The 22,544-nt window shown below is 73.8% G+C and carries 18 protein-coding genes; 9 read left to right on the top strand and 9 right to left on the bottom strand.

Features of this window, described 5'->3' with window-relative positions:
• Together ASG49_RS19160 and ASG49_RS19155 are read left to right on the top strand one after the other, a co-directional pair.
• Entirely contained in the window at nt 1–1,278 is a 1,278-nt protein-coding gene (locus ASG49_RS19160) for an acyl-CoA dehydrogenase family protein (protein WP_056544088.1), read from the top strand.
• Complete coding sequence (locus ASG49_RS19155; RefSeq protein WP_200936361.1) at nt 1,275–2,057, top strand: crotonase/enoyl-CoA hydratase family protein; 783 nt, start codon at nt 1,275–1,277, stop codon at nt 2,055–2,057. The genes ASG49_RS19160 and ASG49_RS19155 overlap by 4 nt, the downstream gene beginning before the upstream one ends.
• Before the next feature lie 13 nt (nt 2,058–2,070).
• Here the strand turns inward: ASG49_RS19155 and ASG49_RS16565 are convergent, their stop codons facing one another.
• The 9 genes from ASG49_RS16565 to ASG49_RS16525 form a co-directional block, all read right to left on the bottom strand.
• Nucleotides 2,071–3,609 carry a serine/threonine-protein kinase gene (locus ASG49_RS16565; protein ID WP_056544085.1) on the bottom strand — a complete coding sequence of 513 codons (1,539 nt, stop codon included), beginning with the start codon at nt 3,607–3,609 and terminating at the stop codon, nt 2,071–2,073.
• Between the two features lie 88 nt (nt 3,610–3,697).
• Nucleotides 3,698–3,985: a hypothetical protein gene (locus tag ASG49_RS16560; RefSeq protein WP_156384397.1), complete on the bottom strand. Its 288-nt coding sequence runs from the start codon at nt 3,983–3,985 to the stop codon at nt 3,698–3,700.
• A 48-nt stretch (nt 3,986–4,033) separates the two neighbouring features.
• On the bottom strand, nt 4,034–4,285 hold the full coding sequence (locus ASG49_RS16555; RefSeq protein WP_056544076.1) for a hypothetical protein: 252 nt from the start codon (nt 4,283–4,285) through the stop codon (nt 4,034–4,036).
• Between the two features lie 27 nt (nt 4,286–4,312).
• The gene (locus ASG49_RS16550) at nt 4,313–5,182 is read right to left on the bottom strand and encodes a glycosyltransferase family 2 protein (RefSeq protein ID WP_056544073.1); all 870 of its coding nucleotides are present in this window, start codon (nt 5,180–5,182) and stop codon (nt 4,313–4,315) included.
• Complete coding sequence (locus ASG49_RS16545; protein WP_056544070.1) at nt 5,179–6,207, bottom strand: glycosyltransferase; 1,029 nt, start codon at nt 6,205–6,207, stop codon at nt 5,179–5,181. Before ASG49_RS16545 ends, ASG49_RS16550 begins: the two co-directional genes overlap by 4 nt.
• Complete coding sequence (locus tag ASG49_RS16540; protein WP_056544068.1) at nt 6,204–7,277, bottom strand: glycosyltransferase family 4 protein; 1,074 nt, start codon at nt 7,275–7,277, stop codon at nt 6,204–6,206. Before ASG49_RS16540 ends, ASG49_RS16545 begins: the two co-directional genes overlap by 4 nt.
• A complete protein-coding gene (locus tag ASG49_RS16535; RefSeq protein ID WP_156384396.1) occupies nt 7,274–8,425 on the bottom strand; it encodes a glycosyltransferase family 1 protein in 1,152 nt (383 codons plus the stop codon). Before ASG49_RS16535 ends, ASG49_RS16540 begins: the two co-directional genes overlap by 4 nt.
• Nucleotides 8,426–8,574: 149 nt before the next feature.
• Nucleotides 8,575–9,444 carry a crotonase/enoyl-CoA hydratase family protein gene (locus tag ASG49_RS16530; protein WP_056544065.1) on the bottom strand — a complete coding sequence of 290 codons (870 nt, stop codon included), beginning with the start codon at nt 9,442–9,444 and terminating at the stop codon, nt 8,575–8,577.
• Nucleotides 9,445–9,459: 15 nt separating this feature from the next.
• Nucleotides 9,460–10,737: an LCP family protein gene (locus ASG49_RS16525; RefSeq protein ID WP_056544061.1), complete on the bottom strand. Its 1,278-nt coding sequence runs from the start codon at nt 10,735–10,737 to the stop codon at nt 9,460–9,462.
• A gap of 161 nt (nt 10,738–10,898) precedes the next feature.
• Here ASG49_RS16525 and ASG49_RS16520 point away from each other — a divergent pair, with 161 nt between their 5' ends.
• The 7 genes from ASG49_RS16520 to ASG49_RS16490 all read left to right on the top strand — a co-directional run bounded on the left by ASG49_RS16520 (nt 10,899) and on the right by ASG49_RS16490 (nt 22,530).
• The gene (locus ASG49_RS16520; RefSeq protein WP_082534218.1) at nt 10,899–12,374 is read left to right on the top strand and encodes an LCP family protein; all 1,476 of its coding nucleotides are present in this window, start codon (nt 10,899–10,901) and stop codon (nt 12,372–12,374) included.
• Nucleotides 12,368–14,203, top strand: coding sequence for a glycosyltransferase (locus ASG49_RS19430; RefSeq protein WP_235562140.1), 1,836 nt, complete (start codon nt 12,368–12,370; stop codon nt 14,201–14,203). Before ASG49_RS16520 ends, ASG49_RS19430 begins: the two co-directional genes overlap by 7 nt.
• A gap of 67 nt (nt 14,204–14,270) precedes the next feature.
• Nucleotides 14,271–15,455 (top strand): UDP-galactopyranose mutase, encoded by a 1,185-nt coding sequence (gene glf, locus ASG49_RS16510; protein ID WP_056544057.1) that lies wholly within the window; start codon nt 14,271–14,273, stop codon nt 15,453–15,455.
• The gene (locus tag ASG49_RS16505) at nt 15,448–17,472 is read left to right on the top strand and encodes a glycosyltransferase (protein WP_056544054.1); all 2,025 of its coding nucleotides are present in this window, start codon (nt 15,448–15,450) and stop codon (nt 17,470–17,472) included. The genes glf and ASG49_RS16505 overlap by 8 nt, the downstream gene beginning before the upstream one ends.
• Nucleotides 17,469–18,482: an ABC transporter permease gene (locus ASG49_RS16500; protein WP_056544051.1), complete on the top strand. Its 1,014-nt coding sequence runs from the start codon at nt 17,469–17,471 to the stop codon at nt 18,480–18,482. Before ASG49_RS16505 ends, ASG49_RS16500 begins: the two co-directional genes overlap by 4 nt.
• Nucleotides 18,482–19,267 carry an ABC transporter ATP-binding protein gene (locus ASG49_RS16495; protein WP_056544047.1) on the top strand — a complete coding sequence of 262 codons (786 nt, stop codon included), beginning with the start codon at nt 18,482–18,484 and terminating at the stop codon, nt 19,265–19,267. The genes ASG49_RS16500 and ASG49_RS16495 overlap by 1 nt, the downstream gene beginning before the upstream one ends.
• Before the next feature lie 155 nt (nt 19,268–19,422).
• The gene (locus ASG49_RS16490) at nt 19,423–22,530 is read left to right on the top strand and encodes an FG-GAP-like repeat-containing protein (RefSeq protein ID WP_056544045.1); all 3,108 of its coding nucleotides are present in this window, start codon (nt 19,423–19,425) and stop codon (nt 22,528–22,530) included.
• Nucleotides 22,531–22,544: the final 14 nt, after the last annotated feature.

Genomic DNA, 22,544 nt, shown 5'->3' with positions numbered 1-22,544 from the left:
ATGGCAGCTGCGACGAGCCCCCGCTCCCTCGGGTCCACCCTGTACGACGCCTACCCCGCTCCCTCGGAGAAGGCGGTGGCGCTGCACGCCGAGCTCGTCGACTTCATGGAGACCGAGGTGTTCCCGGCCGAGGCGACCTACGACGCCTACCGCGAGCAGGTCGGTCCCGAGGACCACACCGTGCCACCGGTGATCGAGGAGCTGAAGAAGAAGGCGCAGTCCCGCGGGCTGTGGAACCTCTTCCTGCCCTCGGAGTCGGGCCTGACCCAGCTGGAGTACGCCGCGATGGCCGAGCTGTCCGGGTGGAGCAACGAGCTCGCGCCCGAGGCGATGAACTGCCAGGCGCCCGACACCGGCAACATGGAGCTGCTGCACCTGATCGGCACCGAGGAGCAGCAGCGGCAGTGGCTCGACCCGCTGCTGCGTGGCGAGATCCGCTCGGCCTTCGCGATGACCGAGCCGGCCGTGGCCAGCTCCGACGCCACCAACATCGCGACCCGGATCGTGCGCGACGGCGACGACTACGTCGTCAACGGCACCAAGTGGTGGAGCAGCGGCGCCGCCGACCCGCGCTGCTCGCTGCTCATCACGATGGGCAAGACCGACCCCGAGGCCGCCACCCACCGCCAGCAGTCGATGATCATCGTCGCCGCCGACACCCCGGGCGTGGAGATCAAGCGGTCCTACCCGGTCTTCGGCCGCCAGGACCAGCACGGCCACTGCGTCGTGGAGTTCCACGACGTCCGGGTGCCGGCCACCAACCTGCTCGGCGAGGAGGGCGGCGGGTTCGCCGCGGCCCAGGCCCGGCTCGGCCCGGGCCGCATCCACCACGTGATGCGGGCGCTGGGCGCCGGCGAGCGTGCGCTGCAGATGATGGTCGAGCGCACCCAGGAGCGGGTGGCGTTCGGTCGGCCGCTGGCCGAGCAGTCCTCGGTGCGCGAGCGGATCGCGGAGTCGCGGATCCAGCTCGAGCAGGCCCGGGCGCTGTGCCACCGGGCGGCGTACGTCATCGACAGCCAGGGCAACAAGGCCGCCCGCCACCTCATCGCCGCCGCCAAGGTGGCGGTGCCGCGCGCGGTCAACGACGTCATCGACCGCGCCATCCAGGTGCACGGCGGCGCCGGCATCTCCGACGCGACCCCGCTGGCGATGATGTACGGCTGGCACCGCGCGATGCGCATCTTCGACGGGCCCGACGAGGTGCACCTGACCTCGCTGGCGCGCGCCGAGCTCGGCGCGGAGCCGCTGTTCACGCTGCCCAAGCCGCACTTCACGTGAGCCCGGCCGGCAGCCCGGGCGGGCCGGTCCGCACCGAGGTCCGCGACCAGACGCTCGTGATCACCCTCGACCGGCCCGAGGCGCGCAACGCCGTCGACGCGGCGGTCGCGGCCGGGGTGGCCGCCGCGCTGGACCACCTCGACGCCACCGAGGAGCTGCGCGTCGGCGTGCTCACCGGCGCCGGCGGCACCTTCTGCTCCGGCATGGACCTCAAGGCGTTCCTCGCCGGCGAGTCGCCGATGGTGGAGGGCCGTGGCCTGGCCGGGCTGACGCAGCGGGCCCCCGAGAAGCCGCTGATCGCGGCGGTGGAGGGCTGGGCGCTGGCCGGCGGGTTCGAGATCGCGCTGGCCTGCGACCTGGTGGTCGCGGCCGAGGACGCCCGGTTCGGCGTGCCCGAGGTCAAGCGGGGCCTGGTCGCCGCGGCCGGCGCCGCGCTGCGGCTGCCCGAGCTGCTGCCGCTGCCGATCGCCCTGGAGCTGCTGCTCACCGGCGACCCGATCGACGCCCGCCGCGCGGCCGGGCTCGGCCTGGTCAACCGGGTGGTGCCGACCGGTCTGGCGCTGGAGGCGGCGCTGGAGCTGGCGGCCCGGATCGCCGCGAACGGCCCGCTGGCGGTGGCCGCGTCACGGCGCGTCGCCCGCGCCTCCCGCGGCTGGTCGGACGCGGAGCGGTGGGACAAGCAGGACGAGCTCACGCTGCCGGTGTTCCTCAGCGAGGACGCCCAGGAGGGTCCACGCGCCTTCGCGGAGAAGCGGCCGCCGCGCTGGCAGGGGCGCTAGCCGTCGGTGCCGCTCAGCCGACGGGCGTGAACCCCTCGGAGCGCTCGCCGTCGATGCGGTAGGTGCCGTCGTCGAAGGCCAGGTCGAGCACGGTCGGCCCGGGGCCGTTGTCGAAGTTCTCGAACCGCACCTGGTAACTGACGCTGAGGTCGTCGGGGTTGGCCTGGATGCTGAGCACCCGACCCGAGGTGGCGCGGTCCCAGAAGGCGCGGTAGCGCTCGATGCCACCGCTCTCCCGCTGGAACTTCGGCGTCAGCATCGTCCACGCGGCGTCGGGGTCCGCGGCGACCGTCGAGACGTAGCTGCGGATGAAGTCCCGCATGCCCGCGGCGGTCGGCCCGGCGGGCGTCGAGGCCGATGCTGACGGCGAGGGCGACTCCGAGGGGGACTCCGACGGGCTGGCCGAGGCGGTGGGCGAGGCGCTGGGCCGCGAGGCCGCGGGCTCGTCGCCGTCTCCGCCGAGCAGCGGCAGCACCAGGACGGCGAGCAGCACGAGCGCGAGCAGGGCCGCCGCACCCAGCAGCAGGGCTCGGCGGCGCCGGGGGTCGCGGTGGTCAGGGTCGTCCCGGTCGTCCCCAGCGCCCCTCCCGGGGTCGGCGTGGCCGACGGTGGGCGGGGCGGGTGGGCCGGGCGCCGCCGCCGGTGCCGCCGGGGCCGCTGCCGGGGCCGGTGCCGGGCTGATCCGCTGGGTCGGCTCGTCGGCGGGGGAGGGTGCAGCCGCGGCCCCGACGGCGGGGGCAGCCGCGGTCGGCCCCGCGGCGTCGCGGCCCGCGGCGAGGTAGTCGCGGACCTGCGCCATCGACCAGCGCTGCTCCGGGTCGCGGACCATGGTGCCGGCCAGGACGGGCGCCAGCCAGCCGGCCTCGTCGAGCCGCGGCGGCTCCTCGTGGACGATCCGGTAGAGCGTGCCCAGCACGTTGTCGCCCGAGTCGTAGGGCTTGCGGCCGGCCAGCACGTGCCAGGCGGTCGCCCCGAGCGACCAGACGTCGGCCGCGGCGCCGCCGCCGGTGCCGGTGGCGATCTCGGGAGCGAGGTAGGCCGGGGAGCCGGTCACCATGCCGGTCTGGGTCAGCGACGGGTCGCTCGCGACGCGGGCGATGCCGAAGTCGGCCAGCTTGGCGACGCGGCCGTGCTCGAGCAGCACGTTGGACGGCTTGACGTCGCGGTGGGCGATGCCGGCCGCGTGGGCGGCGACCAGCGCGTCCGCGACCTGCCACAGCAGCGGGGCGGCCTCGTCGGGCGAGAGCCGCCCGCGCTCACGGACCAGGGCGTCGAGGGTCGGCCCCTCGACGTACTCCATGACCAGCCAGCGGGCCCCGCTGTCGCCGTCGACCACGACGTCGAAGACGAGCACGACGTGGGGGTGGTGCAGCTGGGCGCTGAGGCGCGCCTCGCGCTCGGCCCGCGCCAGGTCGGTGGAGTCGGCGCCCGGCAGCAGGCCGATGCGCTTGAGCGCGACCCGTCGACCGAGGGTCTCGTCACGGCCGAGCCACACCGCGCCGGAGCCGCCGCGGCCGACCTCGCGCTCGAGCGAGTACCTGCCTGCGATCACGGTGGGCCTTCGGTGCTGGGACGTCACGGGAGGGCCATCGTAGGGGGCGCCGGGCCGCGGGCCCCGGGCTGGGACGTGGGCCGGGGGATCAGGAGTAGCGGTGGCTCTTCGCCGCGTGCCCGGCCTCGCGGGTGCAGGTGCGACCGCTCATGTTGCGGTGGCCGCACAGGGCCTCGGCGGCCCCCGTGGCGGCGGACCCGGCGGCGGGATCGGCGGGCTTGGGGGGCTTGGCGGCGCGGGCGCCGCGGGGCGATGCCTCCTCGGGGGGCGCGACGGGCGGGGTGGCCCGTCGGGCCGCCGGGCGGGTGCCCGCACGGGCGGCGTTCTGCTCGAAGCGTGCCTCGCGCATGGCGCGCAGGTTGTCCATCTTGCTCATCGTCGGCTCACCGGGTGAGCCTACGGGCCGGCGCCGACAGACCGGTGATCAGCCGAACCAGGTGCGTCGCACGACACCGTCGTCGTCGTGCTCGAGGTTGAGCCGGTCGTCGACGTGGTCCATCGTCAGCAGGTCGTCGGGGCGGTGCGAGCGCACCCGCCACCCGCGCTCCTCGGCGAGGTGGCCGGCCTCCTCGACCGGCCGGCCGACCAGGTCGGCGGCCGGGTCGTCGGGCTGCTCGGACCGGTCGTCGTGCTGGTGGTCGGGGGTTCCGCCCGGATCAGGGGCCGCGTCGTCCATCGGGCCACCCTGCCCCACCGGACGGGGCTACGTCGTGGGGTGGTCCACCCGGGCGCCCTCGACGAGCCGCCAGTCGTCGCCGACGCGCTCGACCAGCCCGCGCTCCTCGAAGGCCTCCAGCCACCCCGTCATGGGCCACCAGCCCCACCGGTCGCGGAAGACGGCGCCGTTGCGCACCACCGCCTCGAGGTGCTGCACCGGCGGCGACGACGTCGGGTGGTGCTGGTGGTAGGCGCGGGCGTCGCCGAGCCAGCCGTGCTCGAGCCCGCGCTCCACGACGAGCATGCCGAAGTCGGTGTCCTCCCCGCCGTACCCGACGTAGTCCTCGCAGAAGCCGCCGGTGGCCTCCCAGGCCCGCGCGGACAGGGCGAAGGACAGCGACCAGAACAGCTCGGGCGGGGCCCCCAGCACCCGCTGCCCGGGGGGCGGCATCGCGCGGGCGGGGTGGGGGGAGTCGAGCGTCCACGGGGTCGCGAGCTGCTCCTCGTCGAGGCCCGCGGGCAGGTAGGTCACCGGGCCCGACCACACCACGTCGGGGTCGTCGGTCACGGCGGCGTCGTAGGACGAGACGAGGTGGGGCCCGGCGAGGCAGTCGACGTCGAGGAAGACCAGCACCCGTGCACCGCCCGCCAGGGCGCGCTCGGCGCCGGCGTTGCGGGCCGCCGCGAGGGGCAGCTGCCGCGGGTCGGCGTCGAGGTGCACCACGGTCGGGCGCACGCCGTCTCGGGGGGAGAAGTCGACCAGGCCGGGGTCGTCCATGGCCACCACGACCCACTGCCCGGGCCGGACGGTCCCGCGGGACAGCGACCGCTGCTGGCGGGCCAGGTGCTCGCGACGGCCGCGCACGAGGGTGATGACGGCGACGTGGTCGGAGGTCGCGCGGGCCGACGGGCTCACGGGAGCGCCACCTCGGCGACCGCCTTGGCGACCCGGGCGGGCGCGTCGGGGTCGACCCAGCCCCGCCAGGCCTCGCCGTCGAGGGCGGCGGCCGCGTCGAGGGTCTCCTCGCGCAGCGCCTCGGCGCCGGAGGCGGCCACGACGACCGGCCAGTCACCGGCGGCCAGCACCCGGGCGGTGGCGTGCTGCTCGTCGTACGGGCGGGGGAAGGGGACCACGACCGCGGGTCGCCGCAGCGCGGCGACGTCGGCGAGGGAGCCCAGCCCGGCCTGGGCGACGACCAGCCCGGCGGAGGCGAGCACCGCGGCCGGGTCCTCGACCCAGGTGCCGCCGCCCCCGAGCACCGTCCACCGCCAGCGCGGCAGCCGACGACCCAGGTCCGTGGCGGACTCCTCGGTCAGCCGTCCGCCCCCGCGGCCCTGCAGCACCACGGCGTGGCCGGGGTCGGGCGCCGGGCGCGCGGGCCCCGCGTCGAGACCGGTGGTGCCGAGCCGCGAGATGGCGCCGACCGGCTGCACCCGGGTGCGGACGTCGAGGGGCAGCCGGGGCGTGAAGCCCCCGGCGACGCGCTGCTCGGCGGCGGCGGGCCAGGGCGCGACGAGCGCGGAGGCGGAGCGGTAGGCCGCGAGGTGCGCGTCGTCGGCCCGGTGGCCGGGCTGCACCACGGTGACCGTGGGCACCCCGTGCAGCCGCACCAGCCAGGCGACCTCGGCCGACACGTCGACCACGAACGCCCGGGGTCGGGCCGACGCCAACCACCCGGAGATCGCGCCCTGCCGGGCCAGCAGCCCGCCGTCGCCGCGGGGCGCCCAGTGGAGCGCGCCGCCGGCCGTCGGGTCGACGGCGACCGCCGGGTCGGTGACGTCCTCCAGGGGCAGCCGCACCCAGGGGCCGGGCCACTCGCGCGGCCGCTCGGCGGACGAGAGCCCGGTGACCTCCCCGCCCTGCGCCACCCAGGCGCGGGCGACGGCCAGGGCGCGGTGGAGGTGGCCGCTGCCCTGGTGGTGGACGTAGTAGCCGATCACGCCGCGTCCCTCACCCCGGAGAGCCAGCGGTAGGTCTCCTCGTAGCGGTCGACCATCACCTCGACGTCGAAGTGCTCCACGGCCCGTCGGCGTGCGGCACCGCGGTCGAGCGTCATCGCCTCGCGGATCGCGACCGCCAGCGAGGCGGTGTCGCCGCCGACAGCCAGCCGGCCGCAGCCGGGCGTCACGATCTCGGGCAGCGCACCCCGGGCGTACGCCGCGACGGGCGTCCCGCTCGCCAGCGCCTCGGCGGCGACCAGCCCGAACGGCTCGTCCCAGGCGGGCGTGACCACGGCGACGCCGGCCTCGCCGACCAGCCGCCGCAGCGGGTCCCCGGCGAGGTGGCCGAGGTAGCGGACCCCCGCGCCGAGCCGGGGCTCCACCTCGCGCGCGAAGTACGCCGGGTCGTGGGCCGGGCCGACGAGGTCGAGCGGCACACCGGCCAGCCGGGCCGCGTCGATCGCCTCGTGGGGTGCCTTCTCGGCGACCAGCCGTCCCGACCAGACCGCGCGCGGGCCGCCGGGGCCCGGGCGCCAGGCGGCGGTGTCGATGCCGTTGGGGATGGTCTCGGCGGTCACCACGTGCTCCCAGGAGCGGGCCAGGTGGTCGCTGACCGCGACGTAGTGGGCGTTGCTGGCGGCGAACTCGGCCGCCGACTCCAGCCACGCGATGGGCGGGGTGTGCAGCGTGGTCAGCAGCGGGGCCGACAGCGTGCGGCTCATCGCGATCGGGAGGTGGTGCAGGCTGTTGTTGTGCACCACGTCGACGTGGCCGTGGTCGCCGCGCGCGAGCGCCAGCATCAGGTCGAGGTAGGCGTGGTGCTCGGCCATCCACTGCTCGGGACGGCCGCCCACGTCGGAGCGGGCCGCCTCGCTGCTCGAGAACGGTGCGACCGGCAGCGTGGTCGCCTCGAGGGCGGGGTCGCTGCCGGGCCCGGCGAAGACCAGCACCTCGTGGCCGCGTCGCTTCAGCGCGGCGGCCAGGGAGTGGGTGTGGGCCTCCAGCCCGCCCATGAAGGGCTCGGCGACCGGGAACCGCGAGGAGGCGATCAGGCAGATGCGCAACCTCATGAGGCCTGCCCGGCCCGCCCGTAGACCTCCCGGTGCGCCGCGGCCACGGCCGCGCGCTGCGCCCGTCGCTCCGCGACCGTGACGGGGGCGACCGGCCCCGCGTCGCGGGCCGCCCGCACGGCTGCCACGAGCGAGTCGGCGTCGAAGCGCTCCTCGTCGAGGTCGTAGGAGTGCACCGGGCCCTGGTCGGCGAAGAACCCGCAGGTCGGCGCGACCACGGCGGTGCCGAGGTCGCGGCAGGCCTCGAGCCAGCCGGAGTGGGTGCCGAAGCGGTAGGGCAGGACCGACGCGTCGAGCCGGTGCAGGTAGTCCCACAGCTCGGCGTCGGTGAGGTAGTCGTGGACGTGCAGCTCCAGCGCACCGGCCGCGTCCAGCCGACGCAGCTCGGCGGCCAGCGCGTGGTCGGCCCGGGGGCTGTCGCCGTCGAGCACGTCGCGGTGCCCGTTGACCTGGAGCACCGTGTCGGGCAGGTCGGCGACGGCCTCGACGAGGGCGGGGAGCACCACCTCGGGCGCCAGGCTGGCACGCAGGCTCTTGACGTGCAGCCCGATGCGGAAGGGACCCGCCGGGCGCGGGCGGGCGGCGTACGACGCCATGGTGCCGAGCTCGACCACGTGGGGGTGGGGCACCACCGTGGGGCGGCGACCGTGGCGACGCTCGACCTCCGCCGCAGCACCGGCCGTCAGCGTGAGCACCTCGTCGGCGTGGGCCAGCAGCACGCGCAGCTGGGCGTCGTGGAGCGTGGGGTCGGTGTGGTGCGGGTTGCGCAGGTCGTGCACCGTGTGGACCAGCCGGGCGCCCCGGGCGTGCACCGCCTGCGCGACGGCCTCGAGCCGGTCCGGCTCCCAGGAGTCGAAGCCGAACTGCACGTGGAAGACGTCGAAGTCGGCCCGCGCGACCCACTCCGGGGACAGCATCACCGGCGGCCACCACCGCGTCGTCGTGGTGCGGGTGGGGTCGTCGGGGTCCGGGTCGGCCAGCCGTACGACGCCGTCGGGCTGCTCGGCCGCGACGTGACGGACGTAGACGTGCGAGCCGGGCACCGAGGCGACGACGGTGGTCGCACCGGGGGCTCGGGGGCTGGGGGACGTCGAGCGGTCCGGTCGGAGGGTGGTGACCGGGGACGACGTCGTGGGGACGACGGACATGCTGGCCCCATACCCGTCCGCATCCCGGACAGTCGAGCCCGAAGGGGTGAAATCCGATGGGGCTGCCCCCGGGGGCCTGTCAAGGGGGCTCGTCCGGGCCGCCGGGACCCGTCACCAGGCCCGACGCCCCGGCGTACGCCGGCCCGGCGTCAGAAGATCTCGGGCAGCTCGCTGGCGCGGCCGGTGAACTCCGGGGTGCGCTTGCCGAGGAAGGCCGCCACGCCTTCCTTGCCGTCGCCGGTGGAGGCGTGCCACATCGCGAGGCTGTCGGCGCGGTGGGACTCGACGGGGTGCTCGAAGCCGGCGCCGGCGGTCAGCAGCCGCTTGGCGAGACCGAGCGCCACGGGGGAGCGGCCGACGACGAACGAGCGGGCCAGCTCCTGGGCGGCGCCGACCAGGTCGTCGGGCTCGTGCACCGAGCGCAGCAGCCGGCCCTCGAGCGCCTGCTCGGCGGTGAGCACGTCCGCGGCGTACACCCACTCCAGCGCCTGCTGCAGGCCCACGATGCGCGGCAGGAACCACGACGAGGCGGCCTCGGGCACGATGCCGAGGCGGCCGAACACGAACCCGATCCGGGCCTTGGTCGAGGCCATCCGGATGTCCATGGCCAGGGTCATGGTGGCGCCGATGCCGACGGCCGGGCCGTTGATCGCGGCGACGACGGGCTTGGGCAGCTCGTGGATCGCCAGGGTGACCTTGCCGCCGGTGTCGCGGACGCCCGACTGGAACGGCTCCTCGGTGAGGTGGTCGCGCAGGTCGGCGGGCGTCGGGGTGACCGACTCGTCGAGGCCGAAGACGTTGCCCTCGGCCGAGAGGTCCATGCCCGCGCAGAAGGCACGGCCGGCGCCGGTGACCACGACGGCGCGCACGGCGTCATCGGCCGCGGTGACGCGGAAGAACTCCTCGAGCTCGCGCGCCATCGTGACGGTGAAGGAGTTCAGCGCGTCGGGACGGTCGAGGGTGAGGGTGCCCACCCCGTCGTCGTCGAGCGACCAGGACAGCGTCTCGAAGGAGGTCATGCCCGACAGGGTTCCCTAGCCGACCCCGGCCAACCCGGTCGGGGTGCACAGCTCCTTGGGGATGTCACCGGTGCGGTCCTCCTTGACGTACGCCAGCAGCGCCAGCGCCCGCTCCCGGTCCCAGTTGACCTCCTGGTCGGCGATCGGCATGCCACAGGTCAGCCCGTCGATGCCGTTGACGCGGGTCATGGCGAGCCCGAACCGGGCCAGCGCGACCGGGTCGGTCCCCTCGCTGATGCGCAGCGAGGAGGTGGCGGCCTGGTTGACGCGGAAGTAGCGGACCGGGTTGAGGAAGGTCCACGGCGACTTGACCTCGGCGCCGATCGCGCTGACCACCTCGCGCTGGCGGCGGGCACGGTCGAGGTCGCCGTACCGGCTGACGTAGCGCGAGCGCGAGTAGCCCAGCGCCGTGACGCCGTCGACCTCCTGGCAGCCCTTGCGGATCCGCAGGTTGGCCTTGGGGTCGACCATCCGCTCCCGGGGGCACACCGTGATCCCGCCGACCGCGTCGACCGCGTTGACGAACCCGCCGAAGCCGATCTCGACGTAGTCGTCGACCCGGACACCGGTGTTCTCCTCGATGGTCTGCACGAGCAGTCCCGGCCCACCGCGGGCGAAGGCGGAGTTGATCTTGGTCCGGCCCGTCCCGGGCACGTTCACCAGCGAGTCACGGGGGATGGAGAGCAGCATCGAGGGGCCCGACCCGGTGTGCAGGAGCATGATCGTGTCGGTGCGCTGGCTGGTGTCGTCGACCCCGCCGGTGCCGAGCCGCCGGTTCTCGGCCTCGCTCAGACCCTTGCGGCTGTCGGAGCCCACCAGCAGGTAGGTGCGCCCCGGCTGCTGGTCGGGCCGGTCGGCGTCGGGGGAGGCGTCGACCTTCTCGATCCGTCCCACGGCCCAGATCGGCACGGCGACCAGGAACACCAGCCAGGCCACGAGCACCAGCAGCACGATCCGGCCCCACGGCCGGCGTCGTCGGGTACGCCGGGGCCGGCCGCCGCCCGCCGCCTCGCGGGGCGGCTGCACGATGCGCCGGGGAGGCTCACCGCCGCCACGCGGGTCGCGGGCGTCCTGCCGCGGGCGCGGCTCGCGGGGGATCGCGGTGGTGCGCTCCTCCTGCACCGGCCGGCCCGTGCGCCGGTCCAGCCGGGGGATCATCCGGGTGGGCTCGGGGTCGCCCGAGCCGGGTCGACCGGACCCACCGGGCCGGTCGTCGGAGCTGCCGTAGAGCCAGCCGTACTGCGAGTCGTCGTCGTCCGGGCGCCGTCCTGACCCGCCTCCACCTGCTGGCATGCGCCGACGCTACCGCGCAGGGCGGCCGCTCCCGGCGCGCCGGACCGGTCGGCGGCGGGTCGGCTGGTGATACTGGTCCGCACCCTCCACGAGCAGCGAGCGGTGCCCCCCAGCGTTCCTCGACCACCCTCGCCCGCGACCACACCGGAGAGGCCTTCCCCATGGCGTCAGTCCTGACCGAACCACCTCGCGCCACCTCGCGCGGCGGCGGTGGCGGCGGTCCCGGCCGCAGCCCCCACCACTTCCGCCGCGCCCTGGTGCTGATGCTGATGACCCTGGTGGCGCCGGGGTCGGCGCAGCTGGTCGCCGGCAACAAGCGGGTGGGTCGCGTCGCGCTGCGGGTGTGGATCGGCCTGTGGGCCACCGCCCTGGTGCTCTTCGGCCTGGGCCTGGTCTTCGACGCCTTCGTGTTCTGGCTGCTGAGCAGCCCGCCGGTGCTCGGCACGCTCCGGGTCGTGCTGATGGCGCTCGCCGTGGGCTGGGCCCTGCTGCTCGTCGACGCGTGGCGCCTGGGCGAGCCGCTCACCCTGCACCGCAAGCAGCGCCTGGCGATGGTCGGCATCAACGGCGTGCTGTGCTTCGGCGTCGCGGGCTCGCTGCTGTTCGCCTCCCACGTCGTCGGGGTGCAGCGCGACCTGGTGAGCACGATGTTCGCCGACGGCACCACGGTCGGTGCCCACGACGGCCGCTACAACGTGCTGCTGCTCGGCGGCGACTCCGGCGCCGACCGCTGGGGGATGCGACCCGACTCGATCTCCGTGGCCAGCATCGATGCCGAGACCGGCGAGACCGTGCTGTTCGGGCTGCCGCGCAACATGCTCGACTTCCCGTTCCCCGAGGGCTCGGTGATGCACGAGCAGTTCCCGGACGGCTACGACTGCGGTCCCGAGTGCGAGCTCAACTCGCTGGCCACCTGGGCCGCGGACCACGAGTCCCTCTTCGAGGGGTACGCCGACCCGGGGGTCGAGGCGACCAAGGAGGGCGTCGAGGGGATCACCGGGCTCGAGATCAACTACTACGCCATGGTCAACCTGCAGGGCTTCGAGAAGCTCGTGGACGCCGTCGGCGGGGTCGAGTTGACCGTGCGCGACCGCATCCCGATCGGCGGCATCGGCGCCCCGGTGACCGGCTACGTCGAGCCCGGCACCCGCACGCTGGACGGCTTCGAGACGCTGTGGTTCGCCCGGTCACGCGTCGCGGCCGACGACTACTCCCGGATGGCGCGGCAGAAGTGCGTGATGAACGCGATGCTGCACCAGCTCAGCCCCCGCACCGTGGTGATGAACTTCGAGAAGATCGCCGAGGCGGGCGAGGCGCTGATCACCACCGACATCCCGCAGGGCGACGTCGACCGCTTCATGCGGCTCGCGCTCCAGGCACGCAGCCAGCCGGTGCGCACCGTCTCCTTCGTGCCGCCGATGATCTCCACCGGCGACCCGGACATCGACAAGATCCACGCCGCGGTGCAGAAGGCGGTCGACCCGCCGGAGAAGTCCCAGGACGACGGTGCCCGGCAGGCCGACCCGGCCCCGGCTCCCACCAGCCCGAAGGACACCGGCACCACCGGCGGCTCCCTGGGCAACCTGCGTGACGGCTACGGTGCCAACCAGGCCGAGGACCTCTCCTCGGCGTGCTGAGCGCCGCGGAGGGCCCCGACGTGACGTCCGTGGTGGCCGTGGTGGTGACGTGGAACCGTCGGGCGCTGCTCGCGGAGTCCCTCGCCGCCGTGCTGGGTCAGACGCACGCGCCCGCCGCGGTGGTCGTCGTGGACAACGCCTCCACCGACGGCACCGCCGAGGACCTGGTCGGTCGCGACGACCTCGACGTGGTCGCGCTGAGCCTCAACACCGGGGGCGCCGGGGGGTTCGCCGCCGGCATCGCCCAGGCGCTGACCCACGACCCCGACCTGGTCTGGCTGCTCGACGACGACACGGTGCCGACCGAGACCGCGCTGGCCGAGCTGGTGCGCGTGCACCGCGACCACGCGCCCGGCTCGCCGCGCCCGGCCGTGCTGGCGAGCCGGGTGGTGTGGACCGACGGCCGCGACCACCCCATGAACACCCCGCGCCCACGGCCCGGTGCCCCGCGGGCGGTGCGGGAGGCCGCGGCGGCGGTCGGCGCGGTCCCGGTGCGCTCGGCCAGCTTCGTCTCGCTGGCCTGCGACGCCGCGGCGGTCCGCGAGCGGGGGCTGCCGGTGGCCGACTACTTCTTGTGGAACGACGACTTTGAGTACTCCACCCGCCTGGTCCGCGGTGGCACCGGCCTCTACGTCCCGACCAGCGTGGTGGTCCACAAGACCCGTGTCTTCGGCGCCACCGACGCCGACCCGGGGGAGCGGTTCTTCTACGAGGTCCGCAACAAGGTGTGGCTGTTCTCCCGCTCGACCGGCCTCGCCCCCCACGAGAAGGTGCTGTACGCCGGCTCGACCGTGCGCCGCTGGAGCCGCACCCTCGCCCGCTCCCAGGACCGCCCGACCCTGCTGCGCGGTCTCGCCCGGGGCCTGCGGGCCGGCGTCCTCGAGGCGCCCCGGCCGACCGCCTCGGTGCTGCAGGAGGCCGGGTGGGAGGCCTCCGCCGATACCACCGACCCCGCCGCCGGCCACGTCGGACCGACCGAGCCGCTCGAGCCCGGCCAGCCCTTTGCCCTGCTGCTGAGCACCTACGGCGGCGACCGGGCCGACTACCTCCGGCTGGCGTTCACCTCCTCGGTGCACGACCAGACCCGACGCCCGGCCCAGGTGGTGCTGGTCCAGGACGGCCCGGTGCCCGAGGAGCTGGCCGCGGAGATCGCCCACCTGCGCGCGACCAGCCCGGTCCCGGTCACCCACGTCGACCTCTCCGACAACATCGGGCTGGGTCCGGCGCTCGACGCCGGGCTGCAGGCGAGCGAGCACGAGATCGTGGCGCGCATGGACGCCGACGACGTCAGCGCTCCCGACCGGTTCGCACGTCAGCTGCCGCTCGTCGAGGCGGGGGCCGACATCGTCGGCTCGGGCCTGTGGGAGTTCGGCAGCGACCCGAGCGACGTCGTGGGCCGTCGTACGCCGCCGACGGACCCCGACGAGATCCGCCGCGTCATCCGGTTCCGCGACCCGTTCAACCACCCCACGGTGGTCTACCGGCGCAGTGCGGTGCTGGCGGCCGGCGGCTACACCGACATGGCCCTGATGGAGGACTACCTCCTCTTCACACGGATGCTCGCCGCCGGGGCGGTGCCGGCCAACCTCGCCGACCCGCTGGTCCGCTACCGCGTGGGGGCCGGTGCCTACGCCCGGCGCGGCGGGTGGGCGCTGCTGCGCTCCGAGGTGGCGCTGCAGCGCCGGTTCCGCGCCCTCGGTCTCACCACGCGCCGCCAGCTGCTGCGCAACGTGGTCGTGCGGGGCGGCTACCGGCTGGTCCCGGAGGGCGTGAGAAAGGTCGCCTACCGCCGCCTGTTGGCCAACCGGACCGGCAGCCCCCGCGGCTAGACTCATCCGGTCCTCGCGGCGGAGCCGCGCCCCCCACCCTGCCCCCCCGGCCGAGGAGTACCCACCAGTGACTGCCGAGACCACCCCTGACCTCGTCGTCGTCGGATCCGGCTTCTTCGGCCTCACCATCGCCGAGCGCTGCGCCTCCGAGCTCGGGCTCAAGGTGCTCGTCCTGGAGCGACGTCACCACCTCGGGGGCAACGCCTACTCCGAGTTCGACGAGGAGACCGGCATCGAGGTGCACGTCTACGGCACCCACCTGTTCCACACCTCCAACAAGCGGGTGTGGGACTACGTCAACCGCTTCACCGACTTCACCGGCTACCAGCACCGCGTCTACGCCAAGTACGAGGGCCAGGTCTACTCCTTCCCGATGAACCTCGGGCTGATCAACCAGTTCTTCGGGAAGAGCCACACCCCCGACGAGGCGCGCGCGCTGATCGCGGAGCAGGCCAGCGAGATCGACACCGCCGACGCGCAGAACCTCGAGGAGAAGGCGATCAGCCTGATCGGGCGCCCGCTCTACGAGGCGTTCGTCCGCGGCTACACCGCCAAGCAGTGGCAGACCGACCCCAAGGAGCTCAGCGCCGACATCATCACGCGCCTCCCGGTCCGCTACACCTTCGACAACCGCTACTTCAACGACGACTTCGAGGGCCTCCCGGTCGACGGCTACACCGCCTGGCTGGAGCGGATGGCCTCCCACGAGAACATCGAGGTGCGGCTCGACACCGACTTCTTCGACGTCGCCGAGGACTACAAGGGCAAGGTCCCCATCGTCTACACCGGCCCCGTCGACGAGTACTTCGGCAATTCGGAGGGCCGGCTGTCGTGGCGCACCATCGACCTCGAGGCCGAGACGATGGACGTCGACGACTTCCAGGGCACGGGCGTGGTCAACGCCAACGACGAGGGGCTGCCCTTCACCCGCACCCTGGAGTTCAAGCACCTGCACCCCGAGCGCACCTACCTGCCGGGCAAGACGATCGTGGTCCACGAGTACAGCCGCTTCGCCGAGGAGGGCGACGAGCCCTACTACCCGGTGAACACCGCCGAGGACCGCGCCAAGCTCCTGCGCTACCGCGAGCTGGCCAAGGCCGAGCCGATGGTGCTCTTCGGTGGTCGTCTCGGCACCTACAAGTACCTCGACATGCACATGGCGATCGGGTCGGCCCTGTCCATGTTCGACAACAAGCTGGCGCCCCACTTCACCGACGGCGCCGCCCTGACCTCCGGAGGCGTCGATGAGTGACACCGTTCTGTCCGACCGCCCCGCGGACGCCTCGACCGCGGTCGGCACCCAGCGACGGGTGCTGCAGCGGGTCGTCCTCCCGACCTCGCGCGACACCGACGTCCTCCCGCTGTACGTCGACCCCGACCGTCCCCAGCTCGACGTCAACACCAACGGCATGACGGCCAAGCAGCGCGGTCGGATCCCCCCGGCCATGCCCAACGCCGAGACCCAGCCGGACCCCCACGCGGTGACGGGCCGCCGCGGCTACCGGGTCGAGCCCAACGACCGGGTCTCCTTCGGCACCTACTTCAACGCCTTCCCCGCCAGCTACTGGCGGCGCTGGACCGTGGTCGACGACGTGCGGCTCGAGGTCACGGTGACGGGGGCCGGCTCGCGCGTCACCGTCTACCGCTCGATGCCCGACGGCCGGGCCCAGCGCGTGCAGGACCAGCAGACGACGGGGGAGGGTGCGCAGAGCTTCGTCTTCGACCTCTCGCTCGCCACCTTCGCCGACGGCGGCTGGTACTGGTTCGACCTGATCGCCGGCGACCAGGGGCTCCACCTCGACGAGGCCTCCTGGACCGCCGAGGTCCCGGCCGACCGGGTCGAGCCCGGCACCGTGACCATCGGCATCACCACCATGAACCGTCCGGCGTTCTGCGCCGACCTGCTGCGGCAGATCGGGGAGGACGACGACGTCCGCGGCGTCCTCGACGAGGTCGTGCTCGCCGAGCAGGGCACCGACAAGGTCGCCGACCACGCCGGCTACGCGGCGGCCGCCGCGGCGCTGGGGGACCGGCTGCGCATCATCGAGCAGGGCAACCTCGGCGGTTCCGGCGGCTACGCGCGAGCCCAGCTGGAGACCCTCGAGGCCGGCCGCTCGACCTACATGATGTGCATGGACGACGACGTGGTCTGCGAGCCCGAGAGCATCGTCCGGGCCGTCACCTTCGGCGACCTGTGCCGCCGTCCGACCATCGTCGGCGGCCACATGTTCAGCCTCTACGCCAAGTCGCGCCTGCACAGCTTCGGCGAGGTCGTCCAGCGCTACCGGTTCTGGTGGCAGTCCCCGCAGTCGGTCCACACCGACTGGGACTTCGGCGAGCGCAACCTGCGCTCGAGCCGGTGGCTGCACCGACGCGTCGACGTCGACTTCAACGGCTGGTTCATGTGCCTGATCCCGACCCGGGTGCTCCGCGAGATCGGCCTGAGCCTGCCGCTGTTCATCAAGTGGGACGACTCCGAGTACGGCCTGCGGGCACAGCAGGCGGGCTTCCCGACGGTGACCCTGCCCGGGGCCGCGGTCTGGCACGTGCCCTGGTCGGACAAGAACGACGCCGTGGACTGGCAGGCCTACTTCCACCAGCGCAACCGGTTCATCGCCGCACTGCTGCACTCGCCCTACGAGCGCGGCGGCCGGATGGTCGTCGAGAGCTTCAACCACCAGGTCAAGCACCTCTTCGGGCTCGAGTACTCCACCGCCGAGCTGCGTCACCGTGCCCTCGAGGACGTCCTGGCCGGCCCCGACCAGCTGCACGACAGCCTCGGCACCACGCTGCCCGAGCTGCGCGACATGCGTCAGCAGTACGCCGACGCCCGCACCTCGCCCGACCCCGAGGCCTTCCCGGAGGAGCGACGGGCCAAGCCGCCCAAGCGGGGCCAGGACCCGACGCAGGCCAAGGGCCGGGTGGGCTTCTACGTCTCCGCCCTGACCAGCGCGGTGCGCCAGGTCCGGGCCAAGCGGCCGCTCTCGGACACCTATCCCGAGGCCCGGCTCGCGGCCATGGACGCCCGGTGGTGGATCGTCTCGCAGTTCGACTCCGTGGTGGTCTCGATGCCCGACGGCGGCAGCGCCGCCTGGCGCCACCGCGACCCCGAGGAGTTCCGCGACCTGCTGCGGCGCACGGTCGACATCCACCAGCGGCTGCACCGCGAGTGGCCCCGTCTCGCGCAGCAGTACCGCGACCAGCTGGCCGAGATCACCTCGCCCGAGCGCTGGGCCACGACCTTCCACGGTGGTGCAGGAGACCGATGAACCCCGCAGACAAGCGGACCGCGACCCGGGAGACCGGCGAGCGACCCCGGAACGCCAGCCGGAGGGCCCGGCGGCTCGCCCGGCGCCAGGCCGACGCGATGCCGGTCGTGGAGGCCGTCGACGGCCCCCGGGAGACGCGCACCGTCGAGGCCGAGCTCCAGGCCCCCGCCCCGCGCGGTGGACTGGTCGAGGTCTTCCACCAGCCCTACCTGCTGCGCCTGATCGTGCGGCGCCAGCTCGCGGCGATGTACAGCGCCTCGCTGCTCGGGCTGCTGTGGTCCTACGTGCAGCCGGCGATGCGCTTCGGCGTCTACTACGTCGTGATGGGCTACATCCTGGTGCTCCACCAGGGCTTCCCCTACTTCGCGATCCACCTGTTCACCGGCATGGTGGTGGTGCACTACTTCAGCGAGACCTGGAACGGCGGCACCCGGTCGATCTGGCAGAACCAGGCGCTGGTGAAGAAGATGCGGATGCCGCGGGAGATCTTCCCGGTCTCGGCCATGGTGGTCGCGGCCTACCACACCTTCCCGCAGGTGCTCGTGCTCGTGGTCTGCTGCCTGTTCATCGGGTGGAGCATCACCTGGACCTCGGTGGCCGCGCTGGTGCTGGGCCTGTCGATCCTGGCGGTGTTCTCGGCGGCGCTGGCGATCTTCTTCTCGGCCATCAACGTCTTTTACCGCGACTTCCAGAACATCGTCGGCACGATCCTGCAGTTCATGCACTTCCTGGTGCCGATGATCTACCCCTTCGAGCGCATCTACGCCGCCCACGCCGACCACCCGGTGCTCTACCAGATCTACGTCGCCAACCCGGTGGCGCAGGCGGTCATGCTGCTGCAGCGCTTCTTCTGGTACCCCCTGGTCGATGACCCGTCCTCGCTCGGCCAGGCCTTCCCGCCGGACATGTTCGTCCGCGGTCTGATCACCCTGGCCATCAGCCTCGTCCTGCTCGCCGGCGCGCAACGGTTCTTCTCGCGCGTCGAGGGCCAGTTCCCGGAGCGTCTGTGATGAGTGTGTCCATCGAGGTCGACCACGTCAGCAAGCACTTCACGATGCAGTACCACCGCACCCTGAAGCAGATGGCCGTCGCGTCGGTGCGGCGGCTGCCCCTGACCGAGCAGTTCCAGGCCGTCCAGGACGTCTCGTTCACCGTCGAGCAGGGCGAGTCCATCGGTCTGATGGGGCTCAACGGGTCCGGCAAGAGCACCCTGCTCAAGGTCCTCAACGGTGTCATGCGACCCGACCGCGGCACCGTCCTGACCCGGGGCCGGATCGCGGGCCTGATCGCGACCGGGGCCGGGTTCCACCCCCAGCTCACCGGTCGGGAGAACCTCTACCTCAACGGCGCGATCCTCGGGATGAACGAGCGGGAGATCGACCGTCGCTTCGACGAGATCGTGGAGTTCGCCGACATCGGCAAGTTCCTCGAGACCCCGGTCTCGCACTACTCCTCGGGCATGTACGCCCGGCTGGGCTTCTCCATCGCGGTGCACGTCGACGCCGACATCTTCCTGGCCGACGAGGTGCTGGCGGTGGGGGACCGCCCCTTCAAGAAGAAGTGCATGGAGAAGATGCAGGAGATCCGTCGCCAGGGCACCACGATCTTCTACGTCAGCCACGCGACCGCGTCGGTGCGCGCGATGTGCGACCGGGTGCTGGTGCTCGAGCAGGGCCGGCTGACCTTCGACGGCGAGGTCGACGCCGGCATCCGCCACCTGCACGACGACGAGCCGCCCCTGTCTGGCGCCACCACCGAGGAGGACGTCGACGCCGAGCTGGGCTCCGACGTCTGATCCGATATCCGATCGTTAATGACACCCGTGTTATTAATAGGATCCCATTTAAATACAGGTTTGTAATTCGGGCATATTGGTTGCGGCTGCATATGTAACTGGTGTGAAACTTGGTACTCGTGTGAATTCCCCTTCCTTCACGTGGAGTACTCCTGATGCGTTCGCGCCGTGCCCGCTACGTCACCGTGTGCCAGCAGAGCCTGGTCACGGCCGCGGTCCTCGTCGTCGCCTGCTCGGCGGCCGGTGTGCGCACCCTGGACATCGTCCCGGCCCCGGGAGCGGCCCCGTCGGGGGCGCAGGCGGGGGCGCTGCCGCCCGAGCGGACGACCGCCCTGCGCGAGGGCGAGCAGCAGGTGACGACGGCTCCGACGCCCGGGACCCCGCCGGCGCCCGCACCCCGTCCGGCGACCGTCGACACCGCCCCGGTCACGCCCGAGGTGCGGGAGGTCGCCGTCACCGGCGTCCGGGGACCCGGCGGCGGCCGCACGGCCCCCGAGCAGGCCCAGCCCGAGGAGAGCCGGCCCGAGGAGAGCCGGCCCGAGGAGAGCCAGTCCGACGAGAGCGACGCCGCGGAGCCCGCGCCCACGCGGCTCGTCGCGCGGTCCGCGGCGCAGCCCGTCGAGGGCTACGCGACCGTCGGCGTGACCTGGAAGTCGGGCCGCGAGTACGCCGAGGACCAGATCGCCGTCGAGGTCCGCACCCAGGACGACGGGCGGTGGTCGGACTGGAGCCCGGCGGAGTACCACGACGAGCACGCCCCGGAGCCGGCCGAGGCCGCCGCGGCCGCCTCGCGTGCCGAGCGACCCGGCACCGACGCCGTCGTCGTGGGTGACGTCGACGCGGTCCAGATGCGGACGCTGACCAGCGACGGCACCACCCCGCCCGACCTCGAGCTGGCCGTCGTCGACCCCGGTGCGGGCACGACCGAGGTGGAGGAGCCGGCCCTCGACACCGCGACCATGCCGACGACCGCAGCCCCGACCACGGCTCCCACCACGGCGCCGCAGCCGGAGTCCTCCGCCTCGGGCGAGCAGGCGACGACCTCGAGCGCCACGGCGGCGCTCAGCGCCATGCGGGTCGCACCCAAGCCGCAGATCTTCTCGCGCGCCCAGTGGGGCGCCAACGAGCGGCTCCGCGGCTCGGCGCCCAGCTACGGCACCGTGAAGACCGGGTTCATCCACCACACGGTCAACGCCAACAACTACTCCGAGGCCGACGTCCCGAGCCTGCTGCGCGGCATCTACGCCTACCACACGCAGTCGCGGGGCTGGAGCGACCTCGGCTACAACTTCCTCGTCGACCGCTTCGGCCGCATCTGGGAGGGCCGCTACGGCGGCGTCGACAAGGCCGTCGTCGGGGCGCACACCCTGGGCTACAACGAGGTCTCCTTCGCGATGTCGGCGATCGGCAACTTCGACGTCGCCCAGCCTCCCCAGGCCGTGGTCAACGCCTACGCGGCGCTGTTCGCGTGGAAGCTGTCGCTGAGCGACGCGCGTGCCGACGCCACCCGGCTCTACGTGAAGAACAAGTACTTCAACGGCATCAACGGCCACCGCGACGCCGGCACCACCGCGTGCCCGGGGCGCTACCTCTACGCCAAGCTCCCCGAGATCCGCGCCGCCGCCGCACGGATCCAGTCCAGCGGCCAGGTGTCGGTCCCGGCCCCGACCCCGACGCCCACGCCGAGCCCCGCGCCGTCACCGTCGCCGCCCGCCACCTTCACCTCGCCGACGCAGACGCCCCGGGCGGCCAAGCCGCAACCCGCGGGGATCAGCCTCACCCGCCCCAACCTGGTCGGGTCGGCGTACCCGGACGTCGTGCTGCGGGAGAAGGCCACCGGCGAGGTCGGCGTGCTGCCGACCGAGGGCCAGGTGGGCCTCGGTGCCGCGGTGACCACCCCGGTGCGCTGGTCCGGACGGGTGAACCTGCTCGCCGCGGCCGGCGACCTCACCGGCGACGGCAAGGGCGACCTGGTCGGCCGCGCCGTCCGCGGCGGGACGCTGCGCGTCTACCGCGGCGACGGCGCCGGCCGCATCGACCCCGCGGGGGTGGGGGCGACCAAGCGCTTCAAGACCGCCACGATGCTGGTCGGGGCCGGTGACTGGGACGGCGACCGCCGCAACGACCTGCTGGTGCGCGACCGCGTCAGCGGAGCCCTCTGGCTGGCCCGTGGGAACGGCAACGGCACCTTCGGCACCACCAAGGTCCTCAGCACCGACTGGCGCGGGGTGACCTCGACGGCGCCCGTCGGCGACGTCACCGGTGACGGGCGACCGGACCTCGCCGTCGTGCGGGCGGGGGTCGCCTACGTCGCCCCGTCGACCGCGTCCGGCACCCTGGGCCCCTGGACCCGGCTGACCGGCTCGCTGGCCGGCAGCACCCGGGTGGTCGGCGCCGGCACCGACCTGGACGGGGACGGCCGCCCCGACCTCTACGGCATCGCACCCACGGGTGCGGTCTCGGTCCTGACCGGCACCGGGCGCCCGGCGCTGGGCGCGGCCCTGGGCCCGTTCACCGCGCCCACCGGCCTGCGGCTCGTCTCGGCCGGTCCGATGACCGGCTCGGCACAGCCCGACGTGGTGGCGCTCTCGGCCGACGGCACCCGGGTGGTCGTGGTGCCTCACAACGGGCGTCGCAACACCGGTGCGGTGCTCCGCTCCGGTCTCGAGCTGCCGGCCGCGACCCAGGTCCTGTCCGCGGGCGACTGGAACCGCGACGGCAAGGGCGACCTGGTGACCCGTCAGAACGACGACGGCACCCTCAAGCTGCGGCTCGGCACGGGCACCGGCACCTTCAGCGGACCCGTGCTGCTCAGCCACGGCTGGGAGGACTTCGTCCAGCTCGCCGCGGTGGGTGACGTGACCGGCGACCGCAACCCCGACCTGCTCGGGCGCACGGCGAAGGGCAAGCCGGTCATCTTCCCCGGCGACGGCGGGACCGGGCTGCTCGCACCGATCCTGGCGCCGTCGACCATGCGGACCTTCAACCAGGTGGGGACCGGGTCCTTCCGGACGACCTCGATGCCGGGCAGCACGTTCGTCAGCCCCGACGGCTCGTTCGTGCCCTTCGTGGGCGCGGCCGGCACCGCGGTCACGGGCTACACCTGGACGGTCGGGCCGGGTGACGTCGACGGCGACGGCCGGGCCGACCTCGTGGCGCGGGACACCGCCGGCGTGGTGTGGCTGCTGCCCGGGACCACCACCGGGCTGGGTCCGCGGCGCCTCCTGGCCACCGGCTACGGCGGCTACGACCTCGGCGGCTGAGCCGACCGGTCGCC

Source organism: Marmoricola sp. Leaf446 (genome assembly GCF_001424755.1).
GTDB lineage: Bacteria > Actinomycetota > Actinomycetes > Propionibacteriales > Nocardioidaceae > Marmoricola.
The sequence above is the reverse complement of the archived record's forward strand: the minus strand, read 5'-3'. Positions and strand labels throughout refer to the sequence as shown.

Excerpts from the sequence above, each read along its gene's own strand:
- ASG49_RS16490 (WP_056544045.1), top strand. The coding sequence starts at position 19,423 with ATGCGTTCGCGCCGTGCCCGCTACGTCACCGTGTGCCAGCAGAGCCTG.
- ASG49_RS16530 (WP_056544065.1), bottom strand. The coding sequence starts at position 9,444 with ATGACCTCCTTCGAGACGCTGTCCTGGTCGCTCGACGACGACGGGGTG.
- ASG49_RS16560 (WP_156384397.1), bottom strand. The coding sequence starts at position 3,985 with ATGAGCAAGATGGACAACCTGCGCGCCATGCGCGAGGCACGCTTCGAG.
- ASG49_RS16500 (WP_056544051.1), top strand. The coding sequence starts at position 17,469 with ATGAACCCCGCAGACAAGCGGACCGCGACCCGGGAGACCGGCGAGCGA.
- ASG49_RS16495 (WP_056544047.1), top strand. The coding sequence starts at position 18,482 with ATGAGTGTGTCCATCGAGGTCGACCACGTCAGCAAGCACTTCACGATG.
- ASG49_RS16525 (WP_056544061.1), bottom strand. The coding sequence starts at position 10,737 with ATGCCAGCAGGTGGAGGCGGGTCAGGACGGCGCCCGGACGACGACGAC.
- ASG49_RS16505 (WP_056544054.1), top strand. The coding sequence starts at position 15,448 with ATGAGTGACACCGTTCTGTCCGACCGCCCCGCGGACGCCTCGACCGCG.
- ASG49_RS16555 (WP_056544076.1), bottom strand. The coding sequence starts at position 4,285 with ATGGACGACGCGGCCCCTGATCCGGGCGGAACCCCCGACCACCAGCAC.
- ASG49_RS16535 (WP_156384396.1), bottom strand. The coding sequence starts at position 8,425 with ATGTCCGTCGTCCCCACGACGTCGTCCCCGGTCACCACCCTCCGACCG.
- ASG49_RS16540 (WP_056544068.1), bottom strand. The coding sequence starts at position 7,277 with ATGAGGTTGCGCATCTGCCTGATCGCCTCCTCGCGGTTCCCGGTCGCC.
- ASG49_RS19160 (WP_056544088.1), top strand. The coding sequence starts at position 1 with ATGGCAGCTGCGACGAGCCCCCGCTCCCTCGGGTCCACCCTGTACGAC.
- ASG49_RS16520 (WP_082534218.1), top strand. The coding sequence starts at position 10,899 with ATGGCGTCAGTCCTGACCGAACCACCTCGCGCCACCTCGCGCGGCGGC.